Source organism: Methylotuvimicrobium sp. KM2 (genome assembly GCF_038051925.1).
GTDB lineage: Bacteria > Pseudomonadota > Gammaproteobacteria > Methylococcales > Methylomonadaceae > Methylotuvimicrobium.
Window position 1 is genome coordinate 4429108 of the sequence record NZ_CP150634.1, and the last position, 14537, is coordinate 4443644.

A 14537-nucleotide genomic window follows, 5' to 3' on the forward strand; every position below is an offset into this window, starting at 1 on the left:
GGATACTCCATATAGACAAAAGTCGCTGATTTCCGATGTATATACCTATCGGAGATCAAAATTCGGCACCGGGGTGCCCGTCAAAGGACGCCGTGAATACGTCCTTGTAGTCTCTATGCCAGCTCCATGCTGGCAAAGCCTTTGCCGAGCACCCCGGTGCCTCCTAAGGCACTGCCGAAATTTGAAGTGCGAAGGGTATAAATATAAAAACACTACCAAGTCCTAATTGCTCACCCAGAGCTACTAGGTTATCCTTAGCAACCGGTAATCATAAGTTTCCAGGGCGAAAGAATATGGATATATCGGTCTTTTGCTATAACAACTAAAATAAAAACAGAGGTTCTCGAGATGGCAATGAATTTTTTGGATCAACTACTTAACCTAGCAGGGCTTAAATTGCCCGAGGCTAAAGAACGTTATGATCCTTCCGTGTATATACAAGAGGAGATCAAACCTTCGACCGCTAAGGCAGACCCAGCACGGACTAATAATACAGCACAACAGGAACAAGCGACTTCAGAATTAACCGGCGTGGCTAAATACATGGCGAAACAAAAACAACAAGAACAACCGCAAGCCGCTCAGGAAACGCAATCTGAAACAGGCGAGCCGCAAACGGCAAAATTATCCGGTGTCGCAAGATATGTAGCAAAGCTGGAACAAGAAGCACGAGAAAAAGCCGAGGCGGAAGCTGCTGCTTTGGCCAATATGAGTGGGGTTGAACGCTATCTCGCCAGACTGGAAGGCAAAACCGTAGCCCCGCCAAACCAAACACCCGTAACTAACACACAGAAAGAAGTCGCACCGACCCGAGTCGAGCGCTATTTGTCGAGTCGGGTCGAAAAAGAGTCTGCTAAAACGGTAGCGACACCAACCAAACCTGCTGTAAAAGAAACGAAAGCAGCGGCGAACTCCGTCGAGCCCCAAGCAAAACAACCAGAGCCTGCACCTGTCAGCAAGCAAGAGCCGCCTGCCAAACCCGCCGAAAAGAAAGCAAGCAAACCGTCCGCGCCAGTCAAAAAAGAACCTGAAGTTAAATCGGCGCCAAGCGATAAAATTATCGACCTTACCGTTAACGGCGAACAATGCCATGCCACGACCTCTAGAGGTAAGCGCTGCCGCCGATCAACGGGTTTAAAAGCCATAGAAAGAACGATCGACGGCAAAAAATACAGATTTTATGCTTGTCCTCAACACAACAATAAAGACTTTCAACCGTCTCCCGAGTTATTGGAAAAATAAAAACCGGAAAGTAGGAGAGTCCGGAAAAAACTAAATCGAGGTTGCACGGGCTAAACTTACAGGCTAAGAAACCGGTTTTTTTTAAAGCCGGACGGACCTAGACTGTCGAAAAAAGTCATTTCAGCTATTTTCTGTGTTCCCGCTTTTTAATTTCAAAATATCTTGGAAATTGTTGGTGTTCATAGGTTATTAAGCGCTAGGTGTAGGGTGCTCATCGCGCACCTGGATTTGGGATCTGCGTAGGGTTCCGCTGTGCGTACCATGGCAACCTTCATAAAGTTAACCATTTTTTGAGTATAAAGAAAGTAGGTACGCGCAGCACACCCTACAATTTATGCATAACGATGGGCGCAGTGCGAGGGAACGAGAATTGCCGGGGACTGAAGAGTTACACTTATTCCGGTTCAGAAGGCAAGGCATTCTCTGGAGTAAGCCGACAAGATTCACACAAACGGGCTAATTCCAGAAGGCTGGTTGCTCCCGTTTTTTCCATGACTCGCGCACGATGTACTTCGACGGTACGGTGGCTGATGCCGAGCTGCCTTGCGATTTTCTTATTGGAATGCCCATCCACCACTAGCGACATCACTTCCGACTCGCGAGACGTGAGACCGTTTAAACGCCTACAGAGCGCTTGGTCGGCCAGTAGCGAGTCTTCGTAATTCCGGGCTTCTTGCTCTAGGACTCCTCGAATCCGTTCGATCAATAACTTACTGGAAACGGGCTTCGTCAGAAAATCAACCGCTCCGGCTTTGATGACGCGAACGGTCGTGGGGATATCTCCATAACCGGTCAGGAAAATGATAGGCAAATGAATATCCCGACGGATCAATTCGGTTTGCAACTCATCGCCGGTCATATCCGGCATATTGAGATCGAGAACCAAGCATCCGTTCTTGCCCGGACAATAAGCTTGCAGAAAATGCTCGGCGCTCTCGAAAGTTTGATAGTGAAAGCCCGCGGCTTCCATGACTTCACCGAGGCCGTCACGCACCGCATAATCGTCATCGACGATGAAGACGTAGTAGGTTTGAGTGCTTATATCGCGCATGGCAAGGTAAAGTGAATGCTAAGGCCGTTGCCCGCATTTTGCTCGGCCCACATTTTTCCGCCGTGAGCCCTAACCAAAGTTCGACTTATCGCAAGCCCCATGCCTAAACCGCCGGGTTTCGTGCTATGAAAAGGCTGAAAGATAGCTCTAAGCTCCGCCGAATCTTCGATACCTTTGCCGCTATCGCGCACTGTCACCCGAATCATGGCTGGATCGGTCTCATCTCGATGCGTCGTCACGATGATCTTATCGGCACCTTCTCTCTGTTCCAGCATAGACTCCAGGCCATTGCGTAATAGATTGAGCAACACCTTTTGTATTTGTAGCGCATTGGCCCTAACCGGAGGCAGTTCAACGGCAAGATCCAGCTCAATTTTAAATTCGTCAGAGAGTCCGTCGGTTTTCATTAAATCGATCACCTCATGGATCGAGGCATTGATATCCACCGGTTCGCTAACGGTTTCCCCTTTTTGCAACAGGCTCACTAATTGCCGTATCACTTCGCCGGCGCGCTGCGCTTGCTGCGAACATTTTTCCATGACCTGACAGAGCTTTTGCGGATTAGGTTTATCCGTTTGGCATAGATGCAACGCCACATCGGCATAGGAGGAAATGGCTGATAGAGGTTGATTCAATTCGTGGGCAAAAGCGGCGGCCGTCTGGACCGCAATATATAATCGAGAAGACTGTTCCATTTTGTCGCGCCGCTCGTTCAGCTCCTTCTGCTTCATGTAGTCGGTAATGTCCAAATTGATGCCCAAGATACGGTACGCCTGATTATTTTGGTCGCTCAACAAAACACCGCGCGAATGAATCCAACGATAAGACCCGTCTTTGTGACGCAGGCGAAACTCTATTTCAAAATTCGGCTTGTGATCGTCAACACAATTTTTTATCGTCACCATGACATATGCGCGATCATCCGGATGCAAGCGGCTTTCCCAATCCTCTCGGCGGTTGAGTAATTCGCTGTCATCAAAGCCTATTTGCCGCTTTAATTCGAGCGATAAAAATAGCTGACGGGTAGTCAAATCCCAATCCCAATATCCGGCATTGACCTGTTCGACGACCAGAGCGAGTCGAGCTTCGGTGTTGTGCAATTCTTGTTCGGCCTGTTTGAGCGCCGTAATGTCTAGAAAAGCCCCCACGGCGCCGCGAGGTTCGCCTTGTTCGTTAAATAAGGGCGAAGCATTACCTATTATCGTTAGCTGTTGACTGTTGGGCTGAATAATATCGATGACTTGATTTTTGACTACTTCACCGCGAACGGCGCGCCGCATCGGCAAATCCTCGATTAGCAGCTCGAGCCCATCTTGCATGGCGCAAATTTCGGCCAAAGCATCACTTCGCTTAGAGGGATCGGTACCCATCGGTAAGCCGAGCATCACTTCAAGCGACGGATTACCGCGAATATCGTAACCTTCAGAGTCATCGACAATGCACAGTCCGATCGGCACGGTATTGAAAATAACTTGCATCTCTTCTATTCGGCGCTCCAGGCTCCGGTTTAGTAGAGCAATTTTTTTCTCGGTCAGCTTTCTATCCGTTACATCGACGACATGCACGACGACACCTTTGATTTTTCCGGCTGTATCCGCATTAGGAATATAAGTGGCCTGGACCCAACGAGGCTCTCCATGCCCATAGGGTATTTGTTGATCGAAATTTACCGCCTCCCCTGCAAGGGCGCGTTCGAAATAAGGTTGAACGATGCGCCAAGCTTCTTTACCGATAATATCCGACGCCTTTCGGCCAAGGATAGCATCCTCGGTGAGACCGAACCATTTTTCATAGGTCGCATTAACCCGCATATACCTATATTCGGTATCCAAATAAGAGATCAGCGCGGGCGTCGCGTCCATGATCAAACGTAATTCTTTCTCTCGGTCGTGCAATGTCAATTCGGCCAATTTGCGGTCGGTAATGTCTTGGATATAACCATGCCAGAGCATACTACCGTCTATTTCGCGTTGCGGCATCGAATGACCTTCAATCCAAATCTCGCCTTTGATCGGATGATTGTAGCGGAACGCATCTCGCCAAGCTTGCAAGGTGCGCGCGGACTCGGCAATGGTTTGATGAATATGATCGAGATCGTCGGGGTGGGTGCGAGCGAAAACAGGGCTAAAATCCTCGGCTACAACATCGGGGCTGATCCCATATAACGATTCGAACAATGGACTGGCATAAGGCATGCTTGCCGAGCCATTAGGACGTAATCGGAATGAACAAATGACTCCAGTCACCGTTGCGGCAACCTTGGTTAATTGATCCTGTAACCTTATCCGCTCCTTCATGGCCAATTCCGCACTCATGCGCTCGGTCACGTCGCGCATGATCACGGTAAAGGTTTTCTCGCCGTTTATCTCGCACTTGGAAATGGAAGCCTCGATCGGGAACTCCTCGCCATCGGCTCGTATACCCCTAATAGAGACGAGTTCATTTTTTATTCGACGAGCAATTCCTGCCTTATCGAATCCACGTATATATTTACCATGTGCGGCTCGGAACCGCTCGGGAATAAAACGCTCGATAGTCCCGCCGATGGCGTCATGCGCCGAACAGCCGAACATTTTTTCCGCTGCGGAGTTGAATAGTAAAACGCGTTGACCGGCGTCGATTGTAATGATTGCGTCGATAGCCGACTCGACTATATCGGCATAGCGCTGCCGACTGTCCAGCAGCGCCAATTCGTTGCGTTTACGATGATGATATGGACTCCTCTCACTCTGTTGGTGTCAAATAGCACCTTAGTAAAAAACAAAACAAGAGGAGTCCGAGATGAATACTAGCGTAATTGGTTTAGATATCGCAAAGAACATTTTTCATCTGTATACGTTGAATGCGGATAATAAAGTCATCAAGAAAAAACTCAAACGGGCGCAAGTCTTGACCTTCTTCGCCAATTATCCGGTCAGCACGATTGGTATCGAGGCGTGCGGCAGTAGCCATTATTGGGCTAGAGAATTAACTAAACTGGGCCATGAAGTGATGTTATTGAACGCGAAGTTTGTCAAGAGCTTCTTGGTCGGCAACAAGAATGATTTTAACGATGCCCAAGCGATTTTTGATGCGGTCGGCCGGCCCAATAAGCGGGTGGTGGCGATCAAAACCGAGGTACAGCAAGATATGCAACTGCTTCATAATCTACGCCAGGATCTGGTCAAACGACGAACTGCTGTAGTGAATCAGATTCGTGGAGCCTTGCTGGAGCGCGGCATTGCCATTCACAAAGGGGTCGATCAAGTCAGAAAACAATTGCCTGATATTTTAGAAGATGCCGAGAACGGACTGACGGCGCTGTGTCGAGAGCTGATTGCGGAGCAAGCTGAGCGGTTGAGAGAATTGGATAAGGTGATTAAGGAGCAAGACAAACGGCTGGGCAGGCTCAGTCAAGCCGATGCATTAAGCCGGCGCATGCTGGATGTTCCCGGGGTGGGTCCGATCACCGCCACGATTGTGGCATCTGATATCGGGGACGGCAAAGGCTATACCAGTAGCCGAGATTATGCGGCGAGTCTGGGCCTGGTTCCCGGGCAGCATAGCAGCGGCGATAAACCCCGCTATCTGGGGATCAGTAAGCGGGGTAATCGTTATATCCGAACCAACTTAATTCATGGTGCCCGCGCGGTGGTCAAAAACTGTGCTGGCAAAACGGATCAACTCAGCCGGTGGCTGCAGTCGCTGGTCGAGCGACGCGGCTTTAACAAGGCCGCGGTTGCCCTGGCCAACAAAAACGCCCGCATCTTGTGGGCAATGACCACGAAAAATGAAGCTTATCAAGGGGCGCCTGCCTAACGCGGGCATTGGGCCGGGTTATCCACCCTTTGCCCACCGGCTCCCAGCTAGAGAAGAGAGCTCGGAGCCCGTGGACAAAGCGTGGATAACCCTGATGAGTGAGATTGATTTAACCGAGTACACAAGATTGCGGAGGCAAGTAGACAATCAGTGATGACAACAACAGGTCAGACCGGTGCTTTTACAACCCGTTATACCCATAGGTTCTTAAGAAACCGTTACGATGGTTGAGGAATAAGCGCGCGGATAGATTCATCAGGAGTCCTGAGGCAATAAAGCCTCTGTTGAGAGACCGAATATATGGCAGCAATCTTGATCTCTGTTTTGACATCATTTTTTGAAAACTTGGCTTGCAATAAACGAGGAGTCCATATATGGGTAATATCCTGCGTGGTCCCGAACCCGCCCAGCAAATTACCCTTTTTATCGTATTCCAGCCAAGCCTTTTCTCGAACCCACTTCACTGCGCCATCTACCAACAAACGGTGTTCGATATCATACGGTTCGCCGCGTAGCCCTTCTCGCCACATTCGGTCGACATAGTCTCGGTCTTCCGGATGCACGATGGCTAGAAAAGTCTGATAAGTCTTCGGCGTGCCTATCGGAATACCGAAAATACGGTGATTCTCGTCGGACCAAATTAATTCGTCACGTTTGATATCCAGCCGCCAGCTACCGATTTGCCCGACCGTTTGCGCACGATCCAAATCTTGTCGACTTTCCCATAGCGCATGGGTAAGCCCCCTATAAAAGCTGGTTGTCGCGACCATGACCAATGAAACGAAGCAAAAGGCTGCATTTAATATCAATAGATCGTCAAATTCGGTCTTAGCCGGAAACAATATCAGTGCATTGACAGCGATCAATGATAAAGCCATCGCAAGAAAACCGGGGTTCTTCCCTAACCAGAAAGAGACCAGATTAATCCCGAAAGCAAATAACAAAAATGCCGCCCGCTCACCTATCTCTGGCAAATAAATGGTCGCGAATGTCGTGGCGATAACGACCAGTACTGCCAATCCAAATCGCAACACGGCAGGTTGATCGCCTAAATTAAAGAAAATTGTTTGGATTTTACATCGCTCGTAGGTCATCGGCTCTTGTTGTCAATGCTCATTGCTGCGCGTCATGTTACGTCAAACCAAGCAATCGGTATTGGCTCAACGAATCAACCATCATCCTAAAGATCATGAAGGTCTGGCCATCGCTCCGGCAAATGAAAGTGCGGGGGTGTGGCGGAGGGTGCGGTCACACGCCCGACAGGACGCCACTTGATCTACGATTGGCATATTTTTATCATGGCGTTAAAAACATCAAAATTGCCTTATTGATCGAAATAAAATGGCTGCCGAACTAGTAGAGGCTTTTTGCTGATCGGTAAATAAGCTAGCCAAGTCAGGGAATGAACATCAATATCGCTATAAGTCATCTTTTTAATAAAACAGCTAACCCCTCGAGTTTATTGAAAACAATGAACCTAGACTAGGTGTCGATCGCGCCTTTGATTGAGTTCTTTGTCAGTAACTTACCCTGTTCAAGTATTGATCCAATTTCTTCAAATTGAAGGACATTTCTATCGGCCGATAAAATAAAGTCGGCCAGCGCAGTGATTGCGAGCCAATTTGACCTATCATTGATAAAACTAAATGCGTCCATGAAGAGCGCCTTGAGTTTTCTCTCTCTTAGATCCCGAGTCACAATAAAGCAATCAAGATACTCGTTGACTAGCTCCAAATCGGATGATCCGCCATAATATTGCAGCGCCTCGATATTCACTAGCCGAGAATTAATGGGCTCATTGTCGCGCAATGCGATATATCTGGCTTCGGCCAACGGTCCAACGAGTAAATTGATAATATCGGCTTCGAAAGCACACTGATAAGCAAGCTTTTGTGCATTAGAAAAGTATTTTGTGGTTTCGTGAAACGATGTTGCTATCGTATGAATCAAGCGGCCGCCTTCTACTTTAGCCATATAGCGAGCCGATCGATCTCCTAAACACTCGGATGACTGAAAGTCGGTATTTAACGGTTTGACACATATCTGAAAAAAAACCGGCGGCAGTCCTTTCTGTTGGTTGCCCAAATGTATGGCGGCGGCATGGCCCGCTTCATGGAAAGCGATGTTACGGCTAATTTCTCTATGGGATTGTGAAGATGCGTCCTTAAGATTAAAGGTGCGATTCATCATGGTGAGCCCTCTCTTAAGATATAGGATTATTCTGTTTTATCGGGGGTTTAGTATTTATGAATCGTCATCCGAAATCTATACGTATGAATATTTACAAAGCGTATGGATACTTACAAACGGATGTTTGGAGAAAAAAGGGGTCAGGTTAAATTATTAACCTTATTCTAACACTCATGAAGGACTGGCAATTGCCTCGACAAATGAAAGTTCGAGACGACGCGGGGAGGGTGAGGGGTAATTTGAGGCTTCATCAAGCCGGTAAAAGTGTTGTCGACCGTCGTCCTTCGACTCGGCTTAGCACGAACGGTCTACAACACATGCCAACTGCTATTTTTAGGGTTATACTTTTTTCTGATGACGTTATTTGTCGTATAGCTCGCTGCTGCCATCCATATCGCCGGTCTGACTATAGAGCATTGAAGGACCGCTTCTAAGCATCGCCGCGTCGACGACCCTCAGCACAGCGATGCGATGATCGCCGGCATCTGTGAAATGACTGAGCTCGCAATCGAAATAGGCGAGACTTTCTGATAATACCGGCGCGCCGGTTTTCTCCTGCTGCCAAACGTATCCCGCCATTTTATCGGGCGCGGAGCGACCGAAATGCTCGGTCATAATCATTTGATCCCTGCCTAGAACATTGACCGAACAGCATTTGCCGGCCTCAAGGAGTCGATAAGAATAATGCTCAGGATTGATGCTCAACGCCAGCATGACCGGGGAGAACGACACCTGCATGACCCAGGCGGCGGTAAAGGCATTGGTTTTTTCGCCGTCCCGCACGCCGATCACATAAACGCCGTGACTGATTAGCCGGCATAAATCCGCTATTTTTTCGCTCATGTCAATTCACCAGGTTGATACGCATCGACAAATCGATCGCTTTGATATTTTTGGTCAATGCGCCGATCGAAATAAAATCGACACCGGTTTCGGCAATTTTTTTAACGCTTTTCAGATCGATATTACCCGAAGCTTCCAATCCGACTCGGCCGCCGTTAAGCTTAACCGCAGTCTTCAAATCTTGAAGGCTGAAATTATCGAGCATGATACGGTCCGGCGCGGCAGCAAGCGCCTGTTCAAACTCCCGAAGGTTCTCCACTTCGATTTCGACCGGCAGTTCGGATATTTCGCGTGCCATTTGCACTGCTGCGGCAATCGAGCCCGCCGCAATGATATGATTTTCCTTGATCAAGATGCCGTCGAATAGGCCGATCCGATGATTAACGCAACCACCGCAAACCACTGCGTATTTTTGAAGTTTTCTCAACCCGGGTAGAGTTTTACGCGTATCGAGGATACGGCACTCCGTCCCGGCTACCGCATCGGCATATCCTCTAGCTTGCGTCGCGGTTGCTGACATTGTTTGTAGAATATTTAACGCACTTCGTTCGCCTGTCAACAAGGCACGAGCATTACCCTGCAAACGACATAGCACAGAATCCTTAGAGACCTTATCACCCTCGGTGACTAGCCATTCGACATGGACATTTTCGTCCAGGAACCGGAACACGGCATCGAAACAAGCGTGTCCGCACAAGACCATGTCTTCACGCGTGATGACTTCAGCTCGAGCGTTTTTATTTTCGGGAATGATTTGCGCGGTAATATCGCCGGTACCGATATCTTCTTCGAGAAAAAGTTGGATTTGCTCAATAATGGACGATTGGTTCATACTTTCGTACTCCGAATAATTATAAAACCCCATGAAACTCACCAATCACTGTCTCGATGATTGTAAGCAAAGGCCTTCACCGAATCATGACGAACGCCCCGACCCCGACGATATTTCGCTGGTTGTGATACATTGCATCAGCTTACCGCCCGGCGAATTCGGCACGCCGCATATCGACCGCTTGTTTAGCAATACATTATGTCCCGGCGATCATCCTTATTTTCAAGACATTCATCAAATAAGAGTCTCGGCGCATGTGCTAATCCGAAGGACCGGTGAAGTCATACAATACGTCCCGTTCGATAAACGCGCCTGGCATGCGGGCCTTTCAAGCTTTCGAGGCCGCGAACGCTGCAATGATTTTTCAATCGGCATCGAGCTCGAAGGGACCGTAACGTCTCCCTATACCGACAAGCAATATGAGCAACTCGCGGCAACGCTCAAATGCTTATTTGCACATTATCCGAAATTATCCAAACAAACGCTAACCGGACATAGCGATATTGCACCAGACCGCAAGACCGACCCGGGCCCGTCGTTCGATTGGGATAGACTGTTCGATTTGTTAACGTAGAGTTCGCTTCCGAGAACTCTTTCGAGCGAGCAGATCTGGATACTCATCGACAAGGTACGCGTAGCGTACCCCATACGCATCAAACTAAAAACGGCTAACCCGCATCACGCTCTTGTTCTCGCGCAGGGGCGCAGAGAGTTTTTCTCTCTCCTAAGCTCCAGCCCTCATTGTTATACATAAGTCATAAATTATCCTTTTGCCATCTTAGCCAATGTGGCCTCGATACACTTTATTGTCACTTAACACTCTCGGCCTTCCCTCACCTAACGCTAGGTGAGGGACGATCAGGGGATCGCTCCCACAGAGCATCCGCCGCCCGCTGTGGGAGCGACGCCTTCGTCGCGACTATCGAAGCCGCTAACGCTCATACACCAAAAGGCTTTTCGGACGACACGACAACCTAGCGCTCGGTCGCTGTTTTTTGCACAATAGGAATATTTATACTTGTGTATAACGGCAAGAGCTCCAGCTTGGGAGTGTCTACCCTCAAGCTCCGCTTGCCGGGTGACATCAAGCAGAGCTTGAGGGTATGCATTCCCAAGTTAGAACTTGGGAACGAAATAACACCGTTAGTTAAAGTGTTTTCTCAGCGCCCCTGCGCGAGATAATTTTCACGCTCTAAGTTAATTTTAGCGACATCCTTAGCTTGATGCGTAGGTAGCCGTACCCACCGTTTTTTCAAGAGGCTTCGCCTTTTTTGCCCAAACCGAAAGACTCGGCAATCATCAACGCGACACCGATCGTGATCGCCGAGTCGGCGATGTTGAACGCCGGCCAATGCCAGTCTTGATAATAGACATCGAGAAAATCGATCACATAGCCGTAGGCGAGTCGGTCGATCAGATTGCCGACCGCCCCGCCGAGTACCAAGGCCAACGAAACCGCCAACAGGGTTTCATGCCGCTTGAGCCTTGCCAACCACATCGTGATCACAATGCTAATCACGAAAGCCAACGCGGCAAAAAACCAGCGCTGCCAACCGCCGGCTTCGCTCAAGAAGCTGAATGCCGCGCCGGTGTTATGCACATAGGTCAGATTGAAAAACGGCAGCACTTGAATCGATTGATAAAGCTGCATGTTTGCCGCTACCGCCAGCTTGGTAATTTGATCCAGAATCAGCACGACAAACGATAACCAAAGCCATTTCAACATTCGACCCGTCCTTAATTTAAGCGAAACGTCTGACTTCGCCGTCGCCAACGATATTCTCGACGCAGCGTCCGCATAATTCAGGATGATTCGGATCGACGCCGATATCGGCGCGTTGATGCCAGCAACGCACGCATTTGGCATGCTCGGATACCGAGACCTTTATCTTTAACCCTTCCAACTCGGCTTGTACGGCATCATCGGGACTCGACGCCAACTCTTGAACCGTTGCCGCCGACGTAATAAACACAAAGTGCAATTCGCTCTCGAGTTGTTTCAATACCGGGAAGTAACACTCGTCGGCATACAAAGTGACCTCGGCATTGAGGGATGCGCCGATCGCACCGGTTTTGCGTATCCGCTCCAATTCCTTGCTAACCGCTTCGCGCACGGCCATTACCTTTGACCAGAAAGCTCTGTTCATCGGAGAATCTTTGTCCAACTCGAAAAGCCCTTGGTACCAGGTCTCGAGAAAGACCGATTGACTGCGCTGCCCCGGCAAATAGTGCCAAATTTCGTCGGCGGTATAGCTGATGATCGGCGACAGCCAGCGGCTTAACGCTTCGGCGACATGATACATCGCGGTTTGCGCGGACCTACGCGCCAAACCGTCCGCTTTCGCTGTATATTGACGATCTTTAATGATGTCGAGATAAAAACCGCCGAGGTCGACGGCGCAGAAGTTATGCACTTTTTGATAGACTTGGTGGAATTGATAGCTTTCATAAGCGGCAACGACCTCTTGCTGCAAACAATAAGCGCGGTCGACGACCCAGCGGTCCAATGCCAACAGTTCGTTCGCCGGAACCGTATGAGCTGCCGGATCGAAACCATCCAAATTGGACAACAAGAAACGAGCGGTATTACGCAAGCGCCGGTAGACATCGGAGGTTCTTTTCAGAATTTCGTCCGAGACATTCATTTCGGCGCGATAATCGGTCGCCGAAACCCACAGGCGCAACACATCGGCACCCAAGGTTTTCATGATCGTTTGCGGCGCGACGACATTGCCGCTCGATTTAGACATTTTTTTGCCGTCCGCATCGACTGTGAAGCCGTGCGTCAATACCGCCTTGTAAGGCGCGACACCTCGCATCGCGACCGATGCCAAGAGGGACGATTGAAACCAACCCCGATGCTGATCCGACCCTTCCAAGTACAAGTCTGCTGGAAAATCCAAATTCTCCCTGGCATCGAGTACGGCATAATGCGTCACGCCTGAGTCGAACCAGACATCGAGCGTATCTTGCATTTTTTCATAATGTTCGGCATCGGCACCGAGTAATTCGACCGCGTCCAATTCGAACCAGGCATCAATGCCTTTTTGTTCAACGCGCAAGGCAACCTGTTCGATCAGAGCTTCGGTATTCGGATGCAAGTCGCCGTTTTCCTTATGCACGAATAACGCAATCGGTACGCCCCAGGTACGCTGACGCGACACGCACCAATCCGGGCGTCCGCCGACCATAGCTTCGATACGAGCCTGTCCCCAATCCGGTATCCATTGGACCTTGTTAATTTCCTCCAATGCCTTATCGCGCAAACCGTTTTTCTCCATCGAGATAAACCATTGCGGCGTCGCGCGAAAGATGATCGGCGTCTTATGCCGCCAGCAATGCGGATAACTGTGTAGCATCGATTCGTGATGCACCAGCTTGCCTCGCTCGGCCAACACTTCGAGCACATGATCGTTCGCTGTGAAGACATGCTCGCCGGCAAACAATTCGGTATTCGGCAAGAATACGCCGTTGTCGCCGACCGGATTGTCCACAGGCAAATCGTATTTTAAACCGACGACATAGTCTTCCTGACCATGCCCGGGAGCGGTATGCACGGCGCCGGTGCCCGCCTCGATCGTGACATGATCGCCGAGAATCACCGGCACTTGCCGTTCGTAGAAAGGGTGCTGTAACAGCAAATTTTCCAGCGCATCGCCTTTGCAATAGGCGATCACATGATACTCCTCGATGCCGTAACGGAGCATCGCATCCTTCATCAAGGCTTCGGCCAAGACCAGCCTTTCCTTCGCGCCGTCTTTTTCGCATTGCACGACCGCATATTCCAATTCCGGGTTCAATGCAACAGCTTGGTTGGCCGGCAAGGTCCACGGCGTGGTCGTCCAAATCACCACCGAGAGCGGGCCTTCGCCTTCGTGCTCGGGCACATGATGACAGCGCGCTAAAAATGCGACTTCATCAATGACCTGAAAACGCACATCGATCGCCGGCGAATGTTTGTCTTCATATTCGACTTCGGCTTCGGCCAGCGCCGAACCGCAATCGGTGCACCAATGCACAGGTTTAGCGCCTTTACTGAGATGACCGTTTTTGCTGATCTTGCCGAGTGCGCGAACGATGTCTGCCTCGAACTTGTAATTCATCGTCAAATACGGGTTATCCCATTCGCCCAATACGCCCAAGCGAATGAATTCGCCCTTTTGCATCTCGACTTGCTTAGCCGCGTAGTCGCGGCAGGCATTGCGGAATTGAGCCTCGGAAACTTTGCCGCCGGCCTTGCCGACTTTCTTTTCGACCATCAGTTCGATCGGTAAGCCATGACAATCCCAACCCGGAACGTAAGGCGCATCAAATCCGCTCAATGACTTGGACTTAACGATAATATCTTTCAGAACTTTATTGACCGCGTGACCGATATGAATCGCACCGTTCGCATAAGGCGGGCCATCATGCAGAATGAAGCGAGGGCGCCCGGCAAATTCTTCCCTGATTTTCTGATACAGATCGATGTCGTTCCAAGCCGCCAGCCGCTCCGGTTCGCGTTGCGCCAGATTGGCCTTCATCGGAAAATCCGTTTTAGGTAAATTCAGTGTAGTTTTATAATCCATCGTCGTTAACTTG

Annotated in this window: 11 protein-coding genes; 3 read left to right on the forward strand and 8 right to left on the reverse strand. The window is 49.6% G+C overall.

The genetic code is table 11. The features are described from left to right. Window positions 1-348 precede the first annotated feature (348 nt). Window positions 349-1242 (forward strand): hypothetical protein, encoded by an 894-nt coding sequence (locus tag WJM45_RS18640; RefSeq protein WP_341326523.1) that lies wholly within the window; start codon window positions 349-351, stop codon window positions 1240-1242. A gap of 394 nt (window positions 1243-1636) precedes the next feature. Here the strand turns inward: WJM45_RS18640 and WJM45_RS18645 are convergent, their stop codons facing one another. Together WJM45_RS18645 and WJM45_RS18650 are read right to left on the reverse strand one after the other, a co-directional pair. Next, on the reverse strand, window positions 1637-2293 hold the full coding sequence (locus tag WJM45_RS18645) for a response regulator (protein WP_341326524.1): 657 nt from the start codon (window positions 2291-2293) through the stop codon (window positions 1637-1639). Beyond that, complete coding sequence (locus tag WJM45_RS18650; RefSeq protein ID WP_341326525.1) at window positions 2281-4983, reverse strand: PAS domain S-box protein; 2703 nt, start codon at window positions 4981-4983, stop codon at window positions 2281-2283. Before WJM45_RS18650 ends, WJM45_RS18645 begins: the two co-directional genes overlap by 13 nt. Before the next feature lie 91 nt (window positions 4984-5074). Between WJM45_RS18650 and WJM45_RS18655 the strand changes: the two genes are divergently transcribed. Next, on the forward strand, window positions 5075-6091 hold the full coding sequence (locus WJM45_RS18655; RefSeq protein WP_341326526.1) for an IS110 family transposase: 1017 nt from the start codon (window positions 5075-5077) through the stop codon (window positions 6089-6091). A 218-nt stretch (window positions 6092-6309) separates the two neighbouring features. Here the strand turns inward: WJM45_RS18655 and WJM45_RS18660 are convergent, their stop codons facing one another. The 4 genes from WJM45_RS18660 to nadC all read right to left on the reverse strand — a co-directional run bounded on the left by WJM45_RS18660 (window position 6310) and on the right by nadC (window position 9956). Then, complete coding sequence (locus tag WJM45_RS18660) at window positions 6310-7185, reverse strand: PAS domain-containing protein (RefSeq protein ID WP_341326527.1); 876 nt, start codon at window positions 7183-7185, stop codon at window positions 6310-6312. 388 nt (window positions 7186-7573) lie between these two features. Next, window positions 7574-8281 (reverse strand): hypothetical protein, encoded by a 708-nt coding sequence (locus WJM45_RS18665; protein ID WP_341326528.1) that lies wholly within the window; start codon window positions 8279-8281, stop codon window positions 7574-7576. 360 nt (window positions 8282-8641) lie between these two features. After that, window positions 8642-9124, reverse strand: a complete 483-nt coding sequence (locus tag WJM45_RS18670; RefSeq protein ID WP_341326529.1) for a flavin reductase family protein — start codon at window positions 9122-9124, stop codon at window positions 8642-8644. A gap of 1 nt (window position 9125) precedes the next feature. Continuing rightward, the gene (nadC, locus tag WJM45_RS18675; RefSeq protein WP_341326530.1) at window positions 9126-9956 is read right to left on the reverse strand and encodes a carboxylating nicotinate-nucleotide diphosphorylase; all 831 of its coding nucleotides are present in this window, start codon (window positions 9954-9956) and stop codon (window positions 9126-9128) included. Between the two features lie 31 nt (window positions 9957-9987). On the opposite strand from nadC, the gene ampD reads away from it, so the two are divergent. Then, complete coding sequence (gene ampD / locus WJM45_RS18680; protein WP_341326531.1) at window positions 9988-10530, forward strand: 1,6-anhydro-N-acetylmuramyl-L-alanine amidase AmpD; 543 nt, start codon at window positions 9988-9990, stop codon at window positions 10528-10530. Between the two features lie 678 nt (window positions 10531-11208). Here the strand turns inward: ampD and lspA are convergent. Beyond that, on the reverse strand, window positions 11209-11682 hold the full coding sequence (gene lspA / locus WJM45_RS18685; RefSeq protein ID WP_341326532.1) for a signal peptidase II: 474 nt from the start codon (window positions 11680-11682) through the stop codon (window positions 11209-11211). 16 nt (window positions 11683-11698) lie between these two features. Further along, window positions 11699-14524 (reverse strand): isoleucine--tRNA ligase, encoded by a 2826-nt coding sequence (ileS, locus tag WJM45_RS18690; RefSeq protein WP_341326533.1) that lies wholly within the window; start codon window positions 14522-14524, stop codon window positions 11699-11701. Window positions 14525-14537: the final 13 nt, after the last annotated feature.

Bases quoted from the DNA above. Each gene is read 5' to 3' on its own strand.
- WJM45_RS18640 (WP_341326523.1), top strand. From the start codon at position 349: ATGGCAATGAATTTTTTGGATCAACTACTTAACCTAGCAGGGCTTAAA.
- WJM45_RS18670 (WP_341326529.1), bottom strand. From the start codon at position 9,124: ATGAGCGAAAAAATAGCGGATTTATGCCGGCTAATCAGTCACGGCGTT.
- WJM45_RS18665 (WP_341326528.1), bottom strand. From the start codon at position 8,281: ATGATGAATCGCACCTTTAATCTTAAGGACGCATCTTCACAATCCCAT.
- nadC (WP_341326530.1), bottom strand. From the start codon at position 9,956: ATGAACCAATCGTCCATTATTGAGCAAATCCAACTTTTTCTCGAAGAA.
- ampD (WP_341326531.1), top strand. From the start codon at position 9,988: ATGAAACTCACCAATCACTGTCTCGATGATTGTAAGCAAAGGCCTTCA.
- ileS (WP_341326533.1), bottom strand. From the start codon at position 14,524: ATGGATTATAAAACTACACTGAATTTACCTAAAACGGATTTTCCGATG.
- WJM45_RS18645 (WP_341326524.1), bottom strand. From the start codon at position 2,293: ATGCGCGATATAAGCACTCAAACCTACTACGTCTTCATCGTCGATGAC.
- WJM45_RS18660 (WP_341326527.1), bottom strand. From the start codon at position 7,185: ATGACCTACGAGCGATGTAAAATCCAAACAATTTTCTTTAATTTAGGC.
- lspA (WP_341326532.1), bottom strand. From the start codon at position 11,682: ATGTTGAAATGGCTTTGGTTATCGTTTGTCGTGCTGATTCTGGATCAA.
- WJM45_RS18655 (WP_341326526.1), top strand. From the start codon at position 5,075: ATGAATACTAGCGTAATTGGTTTAGATATCGCAAAGAACATTTTTCAT.